Source organism: Niallia sp. 03133, from assembly GCF_052663225.1.
Map to the genome: position 1 here is coordinate 1 of NZ_JBQTCY010000015.1, position 17872 is coordinate 17872.

The 17872-nt window shown below is 35.5% G+C and carries 22 protein-coding genes; 16 read left to right on the forward strand and 6 right to left on the reverse strand.

Going from position 1 to position 17872, the window contains the following annotated elements:
* Nucleotides 1-368 precede the first annotated feature (368 nt).
* Nucleotides 369-1160 carry an SDR family NAD(P)-dependent oxidoreductase gene (locus ACTYBU_RS18695; protein ID WP_445492067.1) on the forward strand — a complete coding sequence of 264 codons (792 nt, stop codon included), beginning with the start codon at nt 369-371 and terminating at the stop codon, nt 1158-1160.
* 50 nt (nt 1161-1210) lie between these two features.
* On the opposite strand, the gene ACTYBU_RS18700 is transcribed toward ACTYBU_RS18695, so the two are convergent.
* Entirely contained in the window at nt 1211-1411 is a 201-nt protein-coding gene (locus tag ACTYBU_RS18700) for a YqzH family protein (protein ID WP_445492069.1), read from the reverse strand.
* 177 nt (nt 1412-1588) lie between these two features.
* Between ACTYBU_RS18700 and msrA the strand changes: the two genes are divergently transcribed.
* The gene (gene msrA, locus ACTYBU_RS18705) at nt 1589-2104 is read left to right on the forward strand and encodes a peptide-methionine (S)-S-oxide reductase MsrA (protein ID WP_445492071.1); all 516 of its coding nucleotides are present in this window, start codon (nt 1589-1591) and stop codon (nt 2102-2104) included.
* 61 nt (nt 2105-2165) lie between these two features.
* Here the strand turns inward: msrA and ACTYBU_RS18710 are convergent, their stop codons facing one another.
* Entirely contained in the window at nt 2166-3083 is a 918-nt protein-coding gene (locus tag ACTYBU_RS18710; protein ID WP_445492073.1) for an alpha/beta hydrolase, read from the reverse strand.
* Nucleotides 3084-3446: 363 nt separating this feature from the next.
* On the opposite strand from ACTYBU_RS18710, the gene ACTYBU_RS18715 reads away from it, so the two are divergent.
* Entirely contained in the window at nt 3447-4208 is a 762-nt protein-coding gene (locus ACTYBU_RS18715; protein ID WP_445492074.1) for a GNAT family N-acetyltransferase, read from the forward strand.
* Nucleotides 4209-4307: 99 nt separating this feature from the next.
* Here the strand turns inward: ACTYBU_RS18715 and ACTYBU_RS18720 are convergent, their stop codons facing one another.
* Nucleotides 4308-4439 carry a hypothetical protein gene (locus tag ACTYBU_RS18720; protein WP_445492076.1) on the reverse strand — a complete coding sequence of 44 codons (132 nt, stop codon included), beginning with the start codon at nt 4437-4439 and terminating at the stop codon, nt 4308-4310.
* Nucleotides 4440-4552: 113 nt separating this feature from the next.
* On the opposite strand from ACTYBU_RS18720, the gene ACTYBU_RS18725 reads away from it, so the two are divergent.
* Both ACTYBU_RS18725 and ACTYBU_RS18730 read left to right on the forward strand, forming a co-directional pair.
* The gene (locus ACTYBU_RS18725; RefSeq protein WP_445492077.1) at nt 4553-5002 is read left to right on the forward strand and encodes an OsmC family protein; all 450 of its coding nucleotides are present in this window, start codon (nt 4553-4555) and stop codon (nt 5000-5002) included.
* Nucleotides 5003-5047: 45 nt separating this feature from the next.
* On the forward strand, nt 5048-5293 hold the full coding sequence (locus ACTYBU_RS18730) for a YqkE family protein (protein ID WP_445492079.1): 246 nt from the start codon (nt 5048-5050) through the stop codon (nt 5291-5293).
* 55 nt (nt 5294-5348) lie between these two features.
* On the opposite strand, the gene ACTYBU_RS18735 is transcribed toward ACTYBU_RS18730, so the two are convergent.
* Together ACTYBU_RS18735 and mciZ are read right to left on the reverse strand one after the other, a co-directional pair.
* A complete protein-coding gene (locus tag ACTYBU_RS18735; protein WP_445492080.1) occupies nt 5349-6257 on the reverse strand; it encodes an aldo/keto reductase in 909 nt (302 codons plus the stop codon).
* A gap of 71 nt (nt 6258-6328) precedes the next feature.
* Complete coding sequence (gene mciZ / locus ACTYBU_RS18740; protein WP_445492082.1) at nt 6329-6508, reverse strand: Z-ring formation inhibitor MciZ; 180 nt, start codon at nt 6506-6508, stop codon at nt 6329-6331.
* A 227-nt stretch (nt 6509-6735) separates the two neighbouring features.
* Between mciZ and ACTYBU_RS18745 the strand changes: the two genes are divergently transcribed.
* Nucleotides 6736-7284: an NUDIX domain-containing protein gene (locus ACTYBU_RS18745; protein WP_445492084.1), complete on the forward strand. Its 549-nt coding sequence runs from the start codon at nt 6736-6738 to the stop codon at nt 7282-7284.
* Nucleotides 7284-8447 carry an endonuclease Q family protein gene (locus ACTYBU_RS18750; RefSeq protein ID WP_445492085.1) on the forward strand — a complete coding sequence of 388 codons (1164 nt, stop codon included), beginning with the start codon at nt 7284-7286 and terminating at the stop codon, nt 8445-8447. Before ACTYBU_RS18745 ends, ACTYBU_RS18750 begins: the two co-directional genes overlap by 1 nt.
* A gap of 64 nt (nt 8448-8511) precedes the next feature.
* On the opposite strand, the gene ACTYBU_RS18755 is transcribed toward ACTYBU_RS18750, so the two are convergent.
* Nucleotides 8512-9078, reverse strand: a complete 567-nt coding sequence (locus tag ACTYBU_RS18755) for a GNAT family N-acetyltransferase (protein ID WP_445492087.1) — start codon at nt 9076-9078, stop codon at nt 8512-8514.
* A gap of 348 nt (nt 9079-9426) precedes the next feature.
* Here ACTYBU_RS18755 and spoIIM point away from each other — a divergent pair, with 348 nt between their 5' ends.
* From spoIIM to ACTYBU_RS18800, 9 genes are all read left to right on the forward strand, one after another.
* Nucleotides 9427-10092 (forward strand): stage II sporulation protein M, encoded by a 666-nt coding sequence (gene spoIIM / locus ACTYBU_RS18760; protein WP_445492088.1) that lies wholly within the window; start codon nt 9427-9429, stop codon nt 10090-10092.
* A gap of 164 nt (nt 10093-10256) precedes the next feature.
* On the forward strand, nt 10257-10721 hold the full coding sequence (gene fur / locus ACTYBU_RS18765) for a ferric iron uptake transcriptional regulator (RefSeq protein WP_445492090.1): 465 nt from the start codon (nt 10257-10259) through the stop codon (nt 10719-10721).
* A 107-nt stretch (nt 10722-10828) separates the two neighbouring features.
* Nucleotides 10829-11056, forward strand: a complete 228-nt coding sequence (locus tag ACTYBU_RS18770) for a YqzK family protein (RefSeq protein WP_445492092.1) — start codon at nt 10829-10831, stop codon at nt 11054-11056.
* Nucleotides 11057-11061: 5 nt separating this feature from the next.
* Nucleotides 11062-11952: a site-specific tyrosine recombinase XerD gene (gene xerD / locus ACTYBU_RS18775; protein WP_445492094.1), complete on the forward strand. Its 891-nt coding sequence runs from the start codon at nt 11062-11064 to the stop codon at nt 11950-11952.
* A gap of 247 nt (nt 11953-12199) precedes the next feature.
* Nucleotides 12200-13384: a phosphopentomutase gene (deoB, locus tag ACTYBU_RS18780; protein ID WP_445492095.1), complete on the forward strand. Its 1185-nt coding sequence runs from the start codon at nt 12200-12202 to the stop codon at nt 13382-13384.
* A gap of 15 nt (nt 13385-13399) precedes the next feature.
* Entirely contained in the window at nt 13400-14218 is an 819-nt protein-coding gene (locus ACTYBU_RS18785; RefSeq protein ID WP_445492097.1) for a purine-nucleoside phosphorylase, read from the forward strand.
* Nucleotides 14219-14369: 151 nt separating this feature from the next.
* Nucleotides 14370-15674: a pyrimidine-nucleoside phosphorylase gene (locus tag ACTYBU_RS18790; protein ID WP_445492098.1), complete on the forward strand. Its 1305-nt coding sequence runs from the start codon at nt 14370-14372 to the stop codon at nt 15672-15674.
* A gap of 178 nt (nt 15675-15852) precedes the next feature.
* Nucleotides 15853-16344, forward strand: coding sequence for a GNAT family N-acetyltransferase (locus ACTYBU_RS18795; protein ID WP_445492100.1), 492 nt, complete (start codon nt 15853-15855; stop codon nt 16342-16344).
* Between the two features lie 259 nt (nt 16345-16603).
* The gene (locus tag ACTYBU_RS18800) at nt 16604-17641 is read left to right on the forward strand and encodes a serine hydrolase domain-containing protein (RefSeq protein ID WP_445492275.1); all 1038 of its coding nucleotides are present in this window, start codon (nt 16604-16606) and stop codon (nt 17639-17641) included.
* Nucleotides 17642-17872 lie beyond the last annotated feature (231 nt).

The window sequence follows — 17872 nt, forward strand, 5'->3', positions numbered from 1 at the left end:
AAGCCTCGGAGAACAGAACGAAAATCCTTACTTCCTATTTAGTTGCTAATTTTTCTTTTTTTTGAAGTTTAGCTTGATGACTTTGGGGTCTTACTGCCTGTTAAGAGTGGGATAAAAAAAGGTTGCAAGTGGACAAATATATCCAGTTAGATTCCTAATAATAGTAAAAATCTATAAGTTGAGCTTAAATATTTTTACCAGCTGTATGGAACTTAAAGCCGAATCTATAAAAATAATATGTTTTTATAGCGTAAACAAAATATTGTTTGTTAATCATTATAAGATATGTGAAAATGATTTTATTCGATATTGTATGAAACTTAGAAATTATCAGCTAGATGAAGATGGAAATTTACATGAGGTGAACAATGCAAACATTAAAAAATAAAAATATTGTCATTACAGGGGCTTCCTCTGGAATTGGAGAAAAAATTGCTCACAATGTAGCAGAATTAGGAGCAAGGCCCATTCTGTTGGCTCGTTCTGCTGATAAGCTGGAGCAAATCTGTACTGACATCAATCAAAAGTTTAATGGTGACTCCATTTATTTTCAATTGGATGTTAGTGATCCTGCAGAAATAAAAGCAGTATTTAAAAAGATTTATGAAGAAGCAGGCTTTATTGATATTTTATTAAATAATGCTGGCTTCGGGGTATTTGATTATCTAAATGAAGCAAATTATGAAGATATAGAAAAAATGTTTCAAGTAAATGTGCTTGGATTAATGGTTTGTACAAAAGAAGTGCTGCCTTCCATGCTTGAACAAAATAGCGGACATATTATAAATATTGCATCCATTGCAGGCAAGCTGGCAACGGCGAAATCAAGTGGTTATTCTGCAACAAAACATGCAGTGCTTGGGTTTACAAACAGTTTGAGGATGGAATTGGCAAAAACGAATATATCCGTGACTGCTGTTAATCCTGGTCCTATTGCTACTAATTTTTTTACCATTGCAGATAAGTCAGGGGATTATGTGAAAAATATTAAAAAACATATGCTTTCTTCTGATGATGTTGCACAAAAGGTAACAAATTTAATGATCAAGCCAAAAAGAGAATTGAATGTACCGAATTGGATGAATTGGGGTAATAAGCTGTATCATTTATTCCCAAAAACCGCTGAGAAAGTAATGTCGAAAATGTTTGACAAAAAATAGAGATGCATTTTTTTGCTTTAGCAGGAGGAATAGTATATAACAGATTCTCCTTAAAAGTAAGGAGAATCTGTTATATAGCCATAAACAATATCTTGGACAAGATCGTACATATCTGATTCAGGTGATTCCTTTTTAGAGTACAAAATTTTTTTGTACATATTTTCGAAATCTTGATTATTCAGCATATTGCTTTCTGCATGATATTGTTTCAAGGTATTTTTAATCATTTTAATTATAAGGGATTTATCCATGAGTGATACCTACTTTAGTTTGTTGTTATAAAAGAGTAAAAGATAGAATGCTTTTATAAAATATTATATATTATATCTCAATCAAATAAATTACTTTTTAAGATGTGAAAAAGTTTACGGAATTTATGGAGATTAGACTGTTGATTGGAATTTTTGAGGGAAATGAGGATGGAAGTTATGGAAAAAGCTACGTTTGCAGGGGGATGTTTTTGGTGTATGGTAACACCATTTGATGAGTTGCCAGGGATTGAAGGCATAACATCTGGCTATATGGGAGGAGCAAAAGAAAATCCAACTTATGAAGAAGTGAAAACTGGAACGACTGGCCATGCGGAGGTTGTACAAATCACGTTTAATCCAGACCTTTTTCCATATGAAAGATTATTAGAGCTTTATTGGCAGCAAATTGATCCAACTGATGCAGATGGACAATTTCATGATAGAGGATCACAATATCGCACCGTTATTTTTTATCTTAATGAAACACAAAAGAAACTAGCGGAAGCATCGAAGCAAACGGTTATAGATAATGGAAGATTTAAAAAACCAATAGTAACAACAATCGAGCCGGCAAGTGTATTTTACGAAGCAGAAGCGTACCATCAAGATTATCATAAAAAAAATAAACAGCATTATAAAGAAGATAGACAAAAATCCGGCAGAGACGAATATATTAAAGAATACTGGAATTAATTGATAGAAAAGGGATTGTCATCTGAATTAAAGCCAGTAGACAATCCTTTTAAACAGAATCTCAAATTTCTTTAACAGGCATATACTCCTGTAAAAAATCATCAATTGCTTTTTCGTATGCTTCTTTGTTTTCATTATAGGATTGTGCATGGACACCATTAACTGCAAAAAAAAGTTTTTTTGATCCTTTTTTCTTTTCAAATAACTTTTGAGTCATCTCCGGTAGTATGAAATCATCTTTTTCACTGTGAATAAACAGCATGGGTTTTGTTATTTTGTCTATAACGGTTATTGGAGATACTTCGCGAATTGAGTAATGTTCCCGCATACGAAGAAAAATATCAGCAATTGGCAAGATCATTTTTGCAGGTAATTTCATTTCAGAACGAATTAAATAGCTAACTTCCTCTGAAAAATCCGAAAAGGGACAATCTGCGATATAAAAATCTGCCCTATCTTCTAACATGCCAGCATACAAAATCATGGTGGCAGCTCCCATCGATTCCCCGTGAATGCCTAGTGTGATATTTCGTCCTTTATTTTCATAAACCCAATCAACGACTGCTTTTAAATCATACTTTTCATAATGCCCAAAACTGGTTGTCTTCCCTCCGGATTCACCATGTCTGCGATGGTCATAAATAACTACATTAAATCCTCTTTTTAAAAAAAGATTCATATACTTGATGGAATTCGTTTTGTTTTCTGTAACACCATGAGAAATAATAATATACCGGTTTGTTTCATATGGTTCGACAATAATTGTTTTTAGTAAATACCCAAAGGGAGATGGGATGGAAATATCTTGTTTATTTAATGCCTCAAATGACGTTGGATTGAAACGTCCAGCTTCTTTCTCTCGATTAAAAATAAATTGATCTTCCTTCTTCTTCATATACATTAATCGGTTGGTGCAATAAAGACCGATAGAAGTCAATAATAATACACATGAAAAGATATAACGAAAGAACCTTTTCACCCTAATCCCACCTTTATTTCTTCCCTTTTTCTGTAAAAATCTTTCTATATTTTATCACTCTTTTATCATGAAATATAGTAATAGCTTATCTCTGCATGTTCTTTTTATCCCACTCTTAACGGGCAGTAAGACCCCCATCCTCGGGGAAGCTGAGGAATCGAAGAAGCTAGTTGGGGGATAACTGCCCATAAAGGTCCGATAAGTTCAACTAACCATCAGTGGGGGATGAAGAAAACCCCGCTGATGGAAAGGTTCACTTATCGGATCGATAGGAGAAATTGTAAAGAACGGTATTTTTGTATTGTAAGAAAATCTTCAGAGAGGTAGAATATTAAAAAATGATAAAGAAGGGATGAATGAAATATGAAACATGCTGCAGCAGCAATAGAGGAATTGGCGATGAATGCTCAACCATGTGCAGAGACTCTTTTAATGGATGGCTGGATTATACGTTTTAACAACGGGTATACAAAACGCGGCAATTCCATACAGCCATTGTATGCTTCTTACGTGAATCCCGAGAAAAAAATTCAGGAAATGGAGATAGTATATAAAAAGAAAGGACTTCCTGTCATATTTAAAATGACCGAGTATGCTCATCCACAGGAGTTGGATCCGCTTCTTGAAGAAAAGGGATATGTCCTGATAGATGAAACAAGTGTACAAATAGTACCATTAGATAATTTTTCTTCTTCTTCACCTTATGTCGAAGAAGTGGAAATGGAAGTGGAAATGGAAACGGAATATACGGAAGAGTGGCTCCATTATTATTGTAAATTCAATCAAATAGAAAAAACGAATTACTCGACATTGATTCATATGTTGAGTACTATTATTCCAGACACATGCTTTTGTTTATTAAAGGCTGGCAAAAAAGTCGTTTCCTGTGGCTTAGGTGTACGACAAGGGGATTATATTGGACTATTCGATATTGTCACAAATAATGAGGAACGCAGAAAAGGATACGGCAGCGCAATCGTTCAAGCCATTCTAAATTGGGGTAAAAAAACGGATGCTAAATATGCATACTTACAAGTAGTAAAGAAGAATAAACAGGCATTAAAATTATATCAAGCCTTCGGGTTCCAAGAAAGCTATCGTTATTGGTATAGAATAAAAGAATAAAAAACACTAGCTCCCGTGCTCTTTAAAGGAGTGCTTAGCAGTCAGACGGAGGGAAAGTCTCCATCTGATTGTTGGCAGCAGCAGTTAGTGAAAATAGGTTTACTGCTTTGCGTTTTGTCTTTTTGTCGGATGAATGGCTTTTTCTAATTCTTCTGCTGCGAGTGTTGCTTTTACTGTATCACCTTCAGGTTTTCCAGCTTGACTAAATCCTTTGTCCCGTTTTTGGCTCATTATTGCTTCTCCTTTCAAATGAAACTTTGTTCATACGCTGATAATATAAGTAATAAGCAGTATTTTTATGCATTTAATCAAACATAATGACAGAGAGCAGAAGGGGGAAAAACATGGCAGATCATCACTTTTTTTTACAGGCAGACTGGCCTGGATTAAGAAATGACGTCGGAACCATACAAAGTGGGAATTTACAGACAAGGATTTCGATTCCGAAAGAAATGGACGGACCTGGGATTGGCACAAATCCCGATGAAATGCTTTTAGGAGCGGCAGCTACTTGTTTTATCATTACCTTTGCAGCTATGATGGAAAGAAATAAAATAAACAAAGTTAGTTTAACATTAGAGTCAGAAGGAATAGTGGATGTGACAAATGGCGTTTTTACATACAAACAAATCATTCATCGCCCCAAAATTGTTTTAACTAAACATGCAACAGAAAGAGAGCAATCATTAGTCCGTCGTTTAGCATATAAAGCAGAAGCATCCTGTATGATTACAAGGGCCATAAAAGGAAATGTAGAAGTAAAGTTGGAAGAGACAATCTGCTTACAGAAGTAAAGAAAGTAAAAGCACTGAATTTTTGAATAAAAGGATGAATTTACCATGAAAAAACAACGCAAACCAATAAAAAAAGAGCAGCAGGATAAACCAGCAACTCTAGGGGATTTGCTTAATGAACAATTAACAAAACAGTTAAAAGACAAACAAAAGGAATTAAAAGAAGAAGAACAGGCAAGACAAAAAGCTGAAGAAGAAAAAAGACTGAAAGAAAGGAAATTAAAAGAAAAAAATAAATCTTTTGAAGAATTATTAAATGAGAATCCTTTAAATTGGAAAGAATTTAAGTAGCAAATAATACAGGAATGTTTTTGCCGTTAATGGGAAAAACATTCCTTTTTCAGTATTATCGATGTTGAGTATATTTATTTGCCTTGGTCAGCTTTTGAATCAGTTCTATTTCATTAAGGGTTAGAGGCTCGCTGTTGACTGCTTTAGCATTTTTCGCTAATTGATCAGCAGAGCTTGCGCCTGCAATAACGGAAGCAACAGCTGGATCAGCTAAATTAAATTGCAGGGCTACTTCCGTCAAAGTTCGACTATCTGCGAAAATGTCTTGCAGCTTAGTTATTAACTCTTGTAATTCATCTTTCGTATAATCTAAAAATCCTGAGTCAAGCTTGTTCCTGAAGTTTTCACTTAACAGCCCTTTTGCTACAGGCCCTCTTGTTACTACACTAATTCCGTTTCCATATAATTGAGATAATATTTCTTCCTCTGGGCGTCTGTCCAACATACTGTATTGCATCATAACGGAAACAATGGAGGAATGTTGGATATATTCACGAATTACATTAGGACGAATGGATGAAATTCCATAATAGCGGATAAATCCTTCTTCTTTTAATTCTTCAAAAGCTTCAATGGTTTCTTTAATATTATCTTCTAAGGTGCCGCCATGGAGCTGATATAAATCGATATAATCAGTATTTAAGCGCTGAAGGCTTTTTTTAACAGCTTCTTTTATATAAGCTTTGCTGGCATCCCATGACCAATTCTCTTGTCCTTCTTTCCACTTGTTTCCTACCTTGGTTGCGATTATCACATCTTCCCGGTTGTTTTTAAAAAATTTTCCGATGATTTCTTCATTTTTCCCAAAATCATACAAATCAGCCGTATCAAAATAGTTAATCCCTTTTTCGAGGGCAGCTTCTAAAATAGGAAAAGCTGTTTTTTCTTCTGTACCTAAACTCATACATCCTAATCCAAGTCTTGATACTTGTAAATCAGATGATCCTAATCGTATTTTTTTCAAAATAAGGCACCCCATTTGTTGAATTTATTACATTGTACCGAATAAGGAAGGAGGTTTTCAAAAATATCGCCTTATGTTTTTTTTTCAAAAGGATGGTTTTTCAAAGATTGAACTTTTATTTGTTGACTTTTTCCATCTTCTATCCATTCTTTTACATACGTATAGTTTGCAGTATACTGCTTTAATAGCCGCCGGACTTGCCATGCCTTTCCTGTGCATATAATTCCTCTCTCATGCAGATAAATTTTCACATTTAGCTCCTTTCTGTCTTTACAAAAAGAAAAAAAGTATAATAAAGGTTGTATGTAGACAAAAAAAGGCTATATTTATGACAGAAAGACCATCACGATAACCTTTAGCAGTGGTCGATGAATGGTTGCGTTTCAAGACTGAAAGTTTGCAGAGTTATACTTTGTCTACACTAAAGAACTATATTTGGATAGATGAAGAAAATAGAACGAGAATAGGAGTGGAAGAAATGAAATTAGAAGAAAAAACAATAAAGACGGAAAAAATATTTGAGGGTAGAATTATTACGGTGCAAGTGGATGAAGTGGAGCTTCCAAACGGAAAAACATCGACAAGAGAATTAGTCAAGCATCCTGGGGCTGTTGCAATTATTGCAATGACAGATGAAGAAAGAATTGTGATGGTTGAACAATACAGAAAACCACTGGAAAAAGAAATTGTGGAAATACCTGCGGGTAAGCTGGAGAAGGGGGAAGATCCTGCAGTTTGTGCTAAAAGAGAACTAGAGGAAGAAACAGGCTATGGCTGCAATAATTTAGAGCTGCTTACATCCTTTTACACTTCTCCAGGATTTGCGGATGAACTTGTACATATTTACCTTGCCAAAGGATTATATAAAATTGAGGAAGGTGCAGGACTGGATGAAGATGAGTTTGTTAACTTAATGGAGGTAACCTTAGAGGAAGCAGAGGAGATGGTGAAAAATCAGCGCATTTTTGATGCAAAAACAATATACGCTGTTCAATACTTGCAGCTTGGCAAGGCACTGAAAAAATAATGAAGCGGTATTATGCAGATCTACATATTCATATCGGCCGTACTTTAAGCGGAAAACCAGTAAAAATTACCGGTTCCCGAACATTAACCTTCAGCAATATTATCAACTATGCAAAATCTCATAAGGGAATGGATATGATTGGAATCATTGACGCTCATTCACCAGAAGTGCTCGATGAAATAGAACAAAACGTGAAGAGTGGGAAGATTGTTCCAAAAATAAACGGCGGTCTCGATATGGGTGGTTTAACGATTATATTAGGATCAGAGCTCGAAGTATATGATCAAAAATGCAGCGGCCCGGTTCATGTATTGGTGTTTATGCCAACTTTAGAGAAAATGAAGATATTTTCCGATTGGCTTGCATCTAATCTCAAGAACATCACATTAAGTTCACAAAGAATATATGCAACTGGAGCAGACTTGCAGAAAAGAGTAAAAAGCCTCGGAGGTTTATTTATTCCAGCTCATATTTTTACACCTTTTAAAAGCCTATATGGTCGAGGAGTTAAACAGTCTTTATCAGAAATTTTTGATCCTGAGTTAATAGATGCAGTAGAGCTTGGTTTGAGTGCCGACTCCAAAATGGCCGATTGTTTGGAAGAATTGCACCGCTACACTTTTTTAACCAATTCAGATGCACATTCATTAGCAAAAATAGCGCGGGAGTATCAAATAATCGAAATGGTTGAGCCTTCTTTTTTAGAGTTGGAAAAAGCATTAAAAGGAGAAGAAGGACGAGGAATTAATGCGAACTATGGATTGGATCCTTTGTTGGGAAAATACCATGAAACCGTTTGTGCGAAATGCTTTAACCGTCTTTCGACCATTGAAGAAACGTGTTCTATATGTGGAAGCCAAAAAGCGATTAAGGGTGTAGCGGCAAGAATACAAGAGTTAAATAATGCGACAACCAAAACGATGAGACCACCCTATATTCATCAAATACCGCTTGAATTTATCCCCGGACTTGGAAAAAAAACATTAGAAAAACTTCTACATTATTTTTCTACAGAAATGCAGATTATCCATGAAGTTCCAAGCGGAAAACTAGAAGAAGTTGTTGCGAAAAGAATAGTGGATTATATTACAGCTGCAAGGAATGGAAATTTAACACTTTCCGTAGGAGGCGGCGGCAAGTATGGAAAAGTGAAAGAAAGTTGAATCAAAATTGGTGCTACCCATTAGTTAATTGAGTGGGAGCACCTTTTTGATTAGAATAAAAGGATTATTTGGAGTTAGTTAATGAATAGATACATGTATCTCTTAATGTTTTTCCATCCGCACTTAAACTATCATTTTGGAGGATTGCATCTAAAGAAAAGCCTAATTTCTCTGGAATGGCCCTGCTCTTTCTATTTAATCTATCACATCTAATTTCGATCCGGTTTGCATGCAATGATTCCTTGGCGAATGCTATTAAAGCTTTCGTGCTTTCTTGTATGTATCCATTTCCAGTGAAATTTGTGTCGCACCAATAACCTATTTCAAACGAACGAACTTCCCAATTAATATGATGAAGTCCTGTTGACCCTATAAATCTATTGTTTTCTTGTAAATAAATATGCAGCCGAATATCTTCTTTCAGGATAAAATTGGCGTATGCTTTCCTGATATTTTCTTCTGTACTTTCAAGTGTTTGTGTTTGATTAGCAAAGGGCATCCATTTTTGCAGATCCTCTTTGGAGCGTTGCATACTTTTATATACATCTTTTCCATCTCCAGGTAGGCAGGGTCTTATATATAATCTTTCGGTTATGATTTTTTCTGGAAAATCCATTAAAATTGGCTTCATTGTTCTCCCTCCATTTCAATATATTTCCTTTTTACTATAGTGAAATTCTCTATAAAAAGATAGGCATAGTATTATATTATTGCTGTTCATGTCATTTTTATCCCACTCTTAACGGGCAGTAAAACCCCCACCTCGGGAATGCTGAGAAATCGAGGAAGCTAGGTGGGGGATAACTGCCCATAAAGATCCGATAAGTTTAACTAACCATCAGTGGGGGATGAACAAAACCCCCACTGATGGAAGGATCACTTTATCACCTGCCACTTGCTATAAAAATACTAGATTTACATGTCATATGCCTTCTATTTTTGCATAGAATGAATTAACTGATTAGTAGGAGGAAGGGCAATGAAGAAAAAAAAGTACCAGAACATTGTAGCCAATCATTTTCGGGAGCATTCCTCAATTTATTTATTTATTGTCGTATTATTTTTAATGGGGGTAATATTCGGAGCGGTGGTTGTCAACAGTTTAACCTTAACGCAGAAAGAAGATTTATTTTATTATTTATCCCAATTTTTTGGACAAGTGTCAGATGGAAAAATGGCGGATGGCAAGGATCTGTTTTTACAGAGCTTTTCACATAATAGCAAGTTCATTGGTTTAATGTGGCTATTAGGAATTTCCATTATCGGATTGCCCGTTATATTAATTCTTTTATTTATTAAAGGAATGGTTGTTGGTTTTACTGTTGGATTTTTAGTAAATCAGATGGGATGGAACGGATTTTTGCTTTCATTTGTGTCAATTTTGCCACAAAATATTATTGTTATTCCTATTTTCATTATTTCAGCTACCCTTTCTGTAGCATTTTCATTTAAAATGATAAGACAGCAGTTTATTAAAAAAATGGGGGAGCCAATGCTGCCATTATTTGGCCGTTATTTGTTTCTTTTATTGATGTCCTTTCTTTTTTTAGCAACTGCTGCTGGAATTGAAGCTTTTATTTCACCGATGTTGATGAAGTCTGTTATAAAAATGGTTCAATCTTTTATTATGCCTTTTGGAATTTAAGTTGGAACACCATGAATAAAATAACAATAAGGTTCTGATATATTGAATATAATTAGTGTTATTTTATAATAATTATAGGTTCTTAATTATAATAATTTTTATTAGGAATCTTTTTCTTCTTCTGTTATAATGAGGTGAACAGTGGCTAGGGAGGGACTTTCGGAATGGAAAGTAGAATAGATAGAATAAAAAAGCTGTTGCACTCTTCGAGCTATAAATTAACTCCCCAAAGAGAAGCAACAGTAAGAGTATTATTAGAAAACGAAGAAGACCACTTAAGTGCTGAAGATGTATACCTCCTTGTAAAAGATAAATCTCCAGAAATTGGATTAGCAACCGTTTATCGAACATTAGAATTGTTAACTGAACTTAAAATTGTTGATAAAATAAATTTCGGAGACGGTGTCTCAAGATATGATTTACGACAAGAAGGAGCAGCGCATTTTCATCATCATTTAGTATGTATTGAATGTGGAGCTGTTGATGAAATTCAAGAAGATTTATTAGGGGATGTCGAAAAAGTAGTTGAACGTGATTGGAATTTTAAAATAAAAGATCATCGTTTAACCTTTCATGGAATATGTCATCGCTGCACGGAAAAAGATGAAGGTGCAGTTGAAGAAGAATAAACCTTCTCTTTTGGGAAGGTTTTTTGCATTTGATTGTGTAATTAAGGTATAAAACCTGTCCAAACTGGCATAGCTTTTATTAAGATGCAAGTTTGGAGGATATGAACATGGTACAATGGACTAAAATGGTTTTTCGCACGATTAAAGTGTTTCTTTTATTTACTGGATGCACCATTCTTTTTTATTATGCACTTATATGGTTTAATGAAGAATATCAAGATTTACATCGTTATGATGAACCTTCTGGTGCTGCAGTAAAAGTAAATAGTGCCGTATCAAAAGAAGATTCTTCCTGGAAGGATCGAATATTATTGTTTTATTTAAATGGGGAGTAATGCTAATGGAAGACCAATTACAAGATTTTATGCATTTTTTGTTGGTGGAAAAAGGATTAGCAAAAAATACGCTGGTTTCATATGAACGGGACTTAAAAGCTTACAATAAATATATGAAAAACATAGAAAACTGTTCACTAAAGCAAATAAATCGCCCTCATATTATCCGATTTCTAGCTTTTTTAAAGGATCAGGGGAAATCATCGAAAACAATTGCTAGACATATTGCATCCATTCGCGCATTTCATCAGTTTTTATTAAGAGACCGAGTAGTAGAAGAGGATCCTACCGTACATATTGAAACACCGCATGCGGAAAGAACACTGCCTAAAGTTCTTTCCATGAATGATGTTGAAAGGCTGCTGGATTCTCCGCAAAAAAAGGACCACTATGGAAAACGGGACAAAGCGATGCTGGAGCTGTTATATGCAACAGGCATTCGAGTTAGCGAACTTATTAGTTTAAATGAAGACGATGTTCATTTAACAATGGGATTTGTCCGGTGTATCGGTAAAGGAAATAAAGAGCGAATCATTCCTATTGGGGGTGCTGCAACAAATGCGCTCCAGCAGTATATAGAGGATGGACGCACTTATTTTGTTCATAAAAAAGAAAAGTCAGATGCCCTGTTTCTCAATCATCATGGAAAAAGGCTGACCCGTCAAGGTTTTTGGAAGATTTTAAAACGTCTGGGAAAAGAGGCGCAAATAAACAAAGAAATCACTCCTCATACATTAAGGCACTCCTTTGCCACACATTTGTTAGAGAATGGGGCTGATTTGCGGGCAGTACAGGAAATGTTGGGTCATGCTGATATTTCCACTACACAAATATATACACACTTAACCAAAGCAAGATTAAAAGATGTGTATTCGAAGTTTCATCCTAGAGCATAAAAATGCAATACTTCCTTTTTGCAGCGAAAGAGAACCAGGCAAAGTTAGTGGAACAGCCTGAACACTTTTTATGCAAATTAATGTTCTGTACCTGTCACAACGACAGGTTTTTTTCTTTCTGCAAAAGGAAAAAGTATGAATAAAAGATGTCAGACTTCTGACGATTATGATATAATTTTCTTAGATTAAAGATACATATACAAGGGCAAAATAGGGTGACTTTTTATTCTTTAAGGAGGAAGGTAGCATGTCTTCATATACATATAAAAGAGTATTTCTGATTGTTATGGACTCGGTTGGAATTGGCGAAGCGCCAGATGCTGAAAAATTTGGGGATATCGGCTCTCATACATTAGGACATATTGCAGAAAAAATGGATGGACTCAAAATGCCGAATATCGGCAAATTAGGCTTAAGCAATATTGAAGAGATAAAAGGAATTGAAAAAGTGGAGCATCCCCAAGCATATTATACAAAAATGCAGGAAGCTTCCAATGGAAAAGATACGATGACAGGTCATTGGGAAATCATGGGTTTACATATTGACACTCCTTTCAAAGTTTTTCCAGAAGGCTTTCCAGCTGAACTTCTAGATACAATAGAAGAAAAAACAGGCAGAAAAATTATTGGAAATAAACCGGCAAGCGGAACAGAAATACTAGATGAATTAGGGGAAGAGCATATGAAAACAGGGGCTCTTATTGTTTATACATCTGCAGATTCTGTTTTGCAAATTGCGGCACATGAAGAAATCGTCCCATTAGATGAATTATATAAAATTTGTGAATTGGCGAGAGAATTGACGTTGGACGAAAAATATATGGTAGGAAGAATCATTGCACGTCCTTTTATTGGAGAACCAGGCAATTTCAAAAGAACGGCCAATCGCCACGATTATGCGTTAAAACCGTTTGATCGAACCGTCATGAATGAATTAAAGGACCAAGGCTTTGACAGTATTGCCATCGGAAAAATTTCGGATATTTACGATGGGGAAGGTGTATCACAATCGTTAAGAACGATCAGCAATATGGATGGCATGGATAAATTAGTAGAAACATTACTTATGGATTTTACAGGATTGAGCTTTTTAAATTTAGTAGATTTTGATGCTCTTTTTGGTCATCGAAGAGATCCAATCGGATATGGAAAAGCATTGGAGGAATTTGACGCGCGATTGCCAGAAGTATTTGATTTATTAAAAGAGGATGATTTATTGATTATTACTGCTGATCATGGGAACGACCCAATACATCACGGAACGGATCATACAAGAGAATATGTACCATTATTAGTGTATAACAAAAAGAGGAGCGCTGGAAAACAGCTGCCGTTAAGACAATCCTTTGCTGATATTGGTGCAACTGTTGCCGATAATTTTCAAGTGGCATTGCCTAAATACGGAAAAAGTTTTTTAAATGAGTTAAAATAAGGAGAGAAATAAATAATGAACTATACAACCATTAAACAAGCTGCAGAATTTTTAAAGAAAAAAAACAGTCAATCGCCTAAGATTGGACTTATTTTAGGATCAGGATTAGGAATTCTAGCGGATGAAATTGAAAATGCTGTAAAAATACCATACAGTGAAATACCTGAATTTCCTGTTTCTACGGTTGAAGGACATGCTGGTCAATTAGTATTTGGAAGCATCTTTGGAATTGATGTTGTTGCAATGCAAGGCCGCTTTCACTTTTATGAAGGATACTCTTTTGATAAAGTAACTTTCCCAGTACGTGTAATGAAAGAACTTGGGGTAGAGACATTAATTGTTACAAATGCTGCTGGTGGAGTAAACGAATCGTATTTACCAGGAAACTTGATGCTTATTTCAGATCATATTAATAATATGGGCACCAATCCGTTGATTGGTCCGAATGATGCTAATTTAGGCGTTCGTTTCCCTGATTTGTCTGAAGCATATTCCAAAGAACTGCGTAAAACAGCAAAAGAAGTAGCAAATCAAATTGGTTTGGCAATTCAAGAAGGTGTGTATGTTGGCAATACAGGGCCATCTTATGAAACACCTGCAGAAGTTAGAATGCTAAGAACACTTGGCGGCGACGCAGTTGGTATGTCCACCGTTCCAGAAGTAATTGTGGCAAGACATGCAGGAATAAAGGTTTTAGGAATCTCTTGTATTTCCAATATGGCAGCTGGCATATTGGATCAGCCGCTTAATCATGAAGAAGTAATCGAAACAACGGAAAAAGTGAAAAATGATTTCTTGCTTTATGTAAAAGAACTTATAAAACAAATTGGCTAGTTGTGATATCACAAAAGAAGGAAATAAGCGGGGGAATTTAAAGAAGTAAAGCTCTTCGTATCAAAGCGGATAGGCAAACTTTCTTGAAATTCCTCCGCTTTTTATCCAATAGTAGGAAAACTTCTAGTAGTTGAAAAGGGGCTAGATGAAAATGCGAATGGTTGACTTGATTGCCAAAAAAAGAGATGGATTAGAACTGACAGAAGAAGAAATTTCTTTTATTATTAATGGATATACGGATGGTTCCATTCCTGATTATCAAGTAAGTGCTTTTACAATGGCTGTTTTTTTTCAAGGTATGACAGAAAAGGAATGTGCAGATTTAACCATGGCTATGGTGAATTCCGGTGATGTCATTGATTTATCGGAAATAGAAGGAATTAAAGTAGATAAACATTCAACTGGTGGAGTCGGCGACACGACAACTTTAGTATTAGGTCCATTAGTAGCTGCGTTAGGTGTTCCAGTTGCCAAGATGTCTGGCAGAGGACTGGGGCATACAGGAGGAACCATTGATAAATTAGAATCGGTTAAAGGATTTTATGTCGAATTAGATAATAAAGAATTTATTCAGCTTGTCAATAAAAATAAAATCGCGGTTATTGGCCAAAGTGGAAATTTAACTCCTGCAGATAAAAAATTATATGCTTTAAGAGATGTAACAGCATCGGTTAATAGTATGCCATTAATTGCAAGCAGTATTATGAGCAAAAAAATTGCAGCAGGAGCTGACTGCATTTGTCTAGATGTTAAAACAGGCGCTGGCGCATTTATGAAAACACTGGAGGGTTCAAGAGAGCTGGCAGAAGAAATGGTTCGTATAGGCAATAATGTCGGAAGGAAAACAATGGCAGTTATTTCAGATATGAGCCAGCCGCTGGGATTTGCAATCGGCAATGCATTAGAAGTAAAAGAGGCAATCGATACATTAAAAGGCAATGGGCCAAAAGATTTGACTGAATTATGTTTAACCCTTGGAAGTCAGATGGTCTTTTTAGCAGAAAAAGCGGAGTCCATTGAAGAGGCGAGAACGAAGCTAGAAGAAGTAATTGCCAATGGCAAAGCACTTGAATCCTTTAAATTATTTTTGCGTTCCCAAGGGGGAGATGATTCGGTTGTAGATCAACCGGATAAACTTCCTCAAAGCAAGTTTGTCTATGAACTGCCTGCTAAAGAAGCAGGATTTGTGGCTGAAATTACTGCAGACAGCATTGGAACTGCTGCGATGATACTTGGTGCAGGAAGAGCAACCAAGGATTCAGAAATTGATTTAGCGGTCGGATTGATTCTTCGAAAAAAGATAGGAGATCAAGTCGAAAAAGGCGAATCACTTGTCACCATATACAGCAATACGGAAAAAATTGAAGAAGTTAAAGAAATGCTGTATAACCACATCAACATTTCCAAAAATCATGTAGAAGCACCTGTTTTAATACATGAAATAATAACAAAGTGAAAAATGATAGAGATTCTCTTAAAGAAAAAAGCACAGAGGAGAGTGCAGATTCTTTTAAGAGAATTTTTTTTTTGAATGATTATGTAATAAGTTTTAAAAAAATTTGTAGAAATCTAGAAATTCCCCTAGATTTGGATGTATGATGGGAAGGAATGAATACATAGTAGGGGGAAGCAAAATGCAAAAAGCGGATCAAACATTATGGGAAAATAAAGAAGGTTTTACAATAAGTACGAATAAAGATTTTTTGGATAAAGAAATGATCCACCGCTTTCTTAGTGAAGATTCTTACTGGGTGAAGGGCATTACACGAGAATTAGTAAATGCATTCATTGAAAACTCTATTCTTTGCTATGGAATCTATGATGGAGATCCTGCAACGGCCAAACAAGTTGGTTTTGCGAGGGTAGTATCTGATTTTGTAAGGTTTTCTTGGCTTGGAGATGTGTTTATTATTCCAGAATATAGAAAAAAAGGGCTTGGAAAATGGTTGATAAGTGTGATAACCTCACACCCTAAATTAAAAGGAACGAGTTTTCAACTTGCCACCAAAGATGCTCATTCACTTTATGCACAATATGGCTTTCAGCCATTAGAACAGGTTGAAAACAGGATGGCTAGGTCCCTAAACTGGGAAGCTGTAAATGATGCCTATAGGATTAATAAATAATGCATTTGTTGTAATGACCAAATAACCTGAAACCTTGGAGGAAGTGCAGAACAGACGGTTCGTTACAACTTATTCTATTCGAAAGCGCCGTTCATGCTTCGCTAATAACAGACTATATTGCTTATGATTTTGAATGAAAATATTGGTTTTGTTATCTATTTATTATAGCGTTATCAAGGACAAGTATAAGCTATTATTGCTAAAGTCAAACCTAATAAACTTGAATAAATGTCTAATGGTATAAGATGGAGGGTTTATTATAAACTTAAAAAATATAAATATTCTGGAGCGGATGGAACATTATAATATATCTGGTTTAAGCATTGCATTAATGGATAATAGTCAAATCAGTAGGACAGAAACATTCGGCGTACTTGAAGCAGGAACTAGCAATCATGTAAACATTTCTTCTATTTTTAATGCATGTTCAATCAGTAAATTTTTCACTTCGATGCTAGTTATGAAGTTAACAGAACAGGGGATTTTTGACTTAGATGAGAATGTAAATACTTTGCTTACTTCTTGGAGGATTCCAGATAATGTATGGACTCAAAATAAAAATGTAACATTGCGAAGATTGCTTTGTCATCAAGCTGGTCTTTTGGACCCAAAAGGCAGTTTTGCTGAACTTGATTCCACTCAAATTCCTTTTACAATAGTTGAATTATTAGAGGGAAGAACTCCATATTGTAACGAACCTATTCATGTGAAGTATGAACCAGAAAGCGAATTTCATTACTCAGATGCTGGTTTTTGCATTATACAGCAGCTCATTGAAGATGTTATTGAAAAACCTTTTAAGGAAGTTATGGACGAAGTTATATTTGAACCATTAAAAATTAAAAATAGCACATTAGAAACGGTAATATATGAAGCGAAAAGAAAGGATTTTTCTTGTGGTCATAACAAGAATGGAGTATTAGTGAAAGGAAAATACCCGATTTATCCTTATCCCGCTGCTTCGGGATTATGGGCAACACCTTCCGATATAGCCATTTTAGTTATTGAATTAATGAATTCGTTAAAGGGTGAAAGTAAAATTGGCATTTCTGCTAATAAAGCAAAAGAAATGATAAGCGCACAAGGAAGCGTGGAGAGGGCAGGCTTAGGATTATTTCGAGATGGTTCAGAACGAGAAATCGAAATTTCATCCCTTGGTTGGGGAGTAGGCTTTCAATGTATGATGGTAGCATACCCTTATAAAGGAAATGGAATAGTCATAATGACGAATGCCGATTTAGGGGTTCATCAATTAAAAGGGATCATTGGTGAAGTTTATCATTCACTTTCTTTCTAGTATTCTACTTTACATATTGTTTAGCAAAAGGAACCATCGGCTCGAGGTTATCCCACTCTTAACGGGCAGTAAGACCCCCACCTCAAGATGCAGAGAAATAGAGGAAGCTAGGTATTGAAACTCGCCCGTATAGGTCCGAGGGAGGTACACAAACTAAGGTCGCCACATCCTGTGGACCGCATCTAACCATCAGTGGGGGATGAAGAAAATCCCCACTGATGGAAGGTTCAC

Excerpts from the sequence above, each read along its gene's own strand:
- ACTYBU_RS18795 (WP_445492100.1), top strand. The coding sequence starts at position 15,853 with ATGCAAAAAGCGGATCAAACATTATGGGAAAATAAAGAAGGTTTTACA.
- ACTYBU_RS18695 (WP_445492067.1), top strand. The coding sequence starts at position 369 with ATGCAAACATTAAAAAATAAAAATATTGTCATTACAGGGGCTTCCTCT.
- msrA (WP_445492071.1), top strand. The coding sequence starts at position 1,589 with ATGGAAAAAGCTACGTTTGCAGGGGGATGTTTTTGGTGTATGGTAACA.
- ACTYBU_RS18725 (WP_445492077.1), top strand. The coding sequence starts at position 4,553 with ATGGCAGATCATCACTTTTTTTTACAGGCAGACTGGCCTGGATTAAGA.
- ACTYBU_RS18700 (WP_445492069.1), bottom strand. The coding sequence starts at position 1,411 with ATGGATAAATCCCTTATAATTAAAATGATTAAAAATACCTTGAAACAA.
- ACTYBU_RS18785 (WP_445492097.1), top strand. The coding sequence starts at position 13,400 with ATGAACTATACAACCATTAAACAAGCTGCAGAATTTTTAAAGAAAAAA.
- ACTYBU_RS18715 (WP_445492074.1), top strand. The coding sequence starts at position 3,447 with ATGAAACATGCTGCAGCAGCAATAGAGGAATTGGCGATGAATGCTCAA.
- ACTYBU_RS18750 (WP_445492085.1), top strand. The coding sequence starts at position 7,284 with ATGAAGCGGTATTATGCAGATCTACATATTCATATCGGCCGTACTTTA.
- ACTYBU_RS18720 (WP_445492076.1), bottom strand. The coding sequence starts at position 4,439 with ATGAGCCAAAAACGGGACAAAGGATTTAGTCAAGCTGGAAAACCTGAA.
- fur (WP_445492090.1), top strand. The coding sequence starts at position 10,257 with ATGGAAAGTAGAATAGATAGAATAAAAAAGCTGTTGCACTCTTCGAGC.
- spoIIM (WP_445492088.1), top strand. The coding sequence starts at position 9,427 with ATGAAGAAAAAAAAGTACCAGAACATTGTAGCCAATCATTTTCGGGAG.
- ACTYBU_RS18770 (WP_445492092.1), top strand. The coding sequence starts at position 10,829 with ATGGTACAATGGACTAAAATGGTTTTTCGCACGATTAAAGTGTTTCTT.
- xerD (WP_445492094.1), top strand. The coding sequence starts at position 11,062 with ATGGAAGACCAATTACAAGATTTTATGCATTTTTTGTTGGTGGAAAAA.
- ACTYBU_RS18745 (WP_445492084.1), top strand. The coding sequence starts at position 6,736 with ATGAAATTAGAAGAAAAAACAATAAAGACGGAAAAAATATTTGAGGGT.
- ACTYBU_RS18755 (WP_445492087.1), bottom strand. The coding sequence starts at position 9,078 with ATGAAGCCAATTTTAATGGATTTTCCAGAAAAAATCATAACCGAAAGA.
- ACTYBU_RS18730 (WP_445492079.1), top strand. The coding sequence starts at position 5,048 with ATGAAAAAACAACGCAAACCAATAAAAAAAGAGCAGCAGGATAAACCA.
- ACTYBU_RS18790 (WP_445492098.1), top strand. The coding sequence starts at position 14,370 with ATGCGAATGGTTGACTTGATTGCCAAAAAAAGAGATGGATTAGAACTG.
- deoB (WP_445492095.1), top strand. The coding sequence starts at position 12,200 with ATGTCTTCATATACATATAAAAGAGTATTTCTGATTGTTATGGACTCG.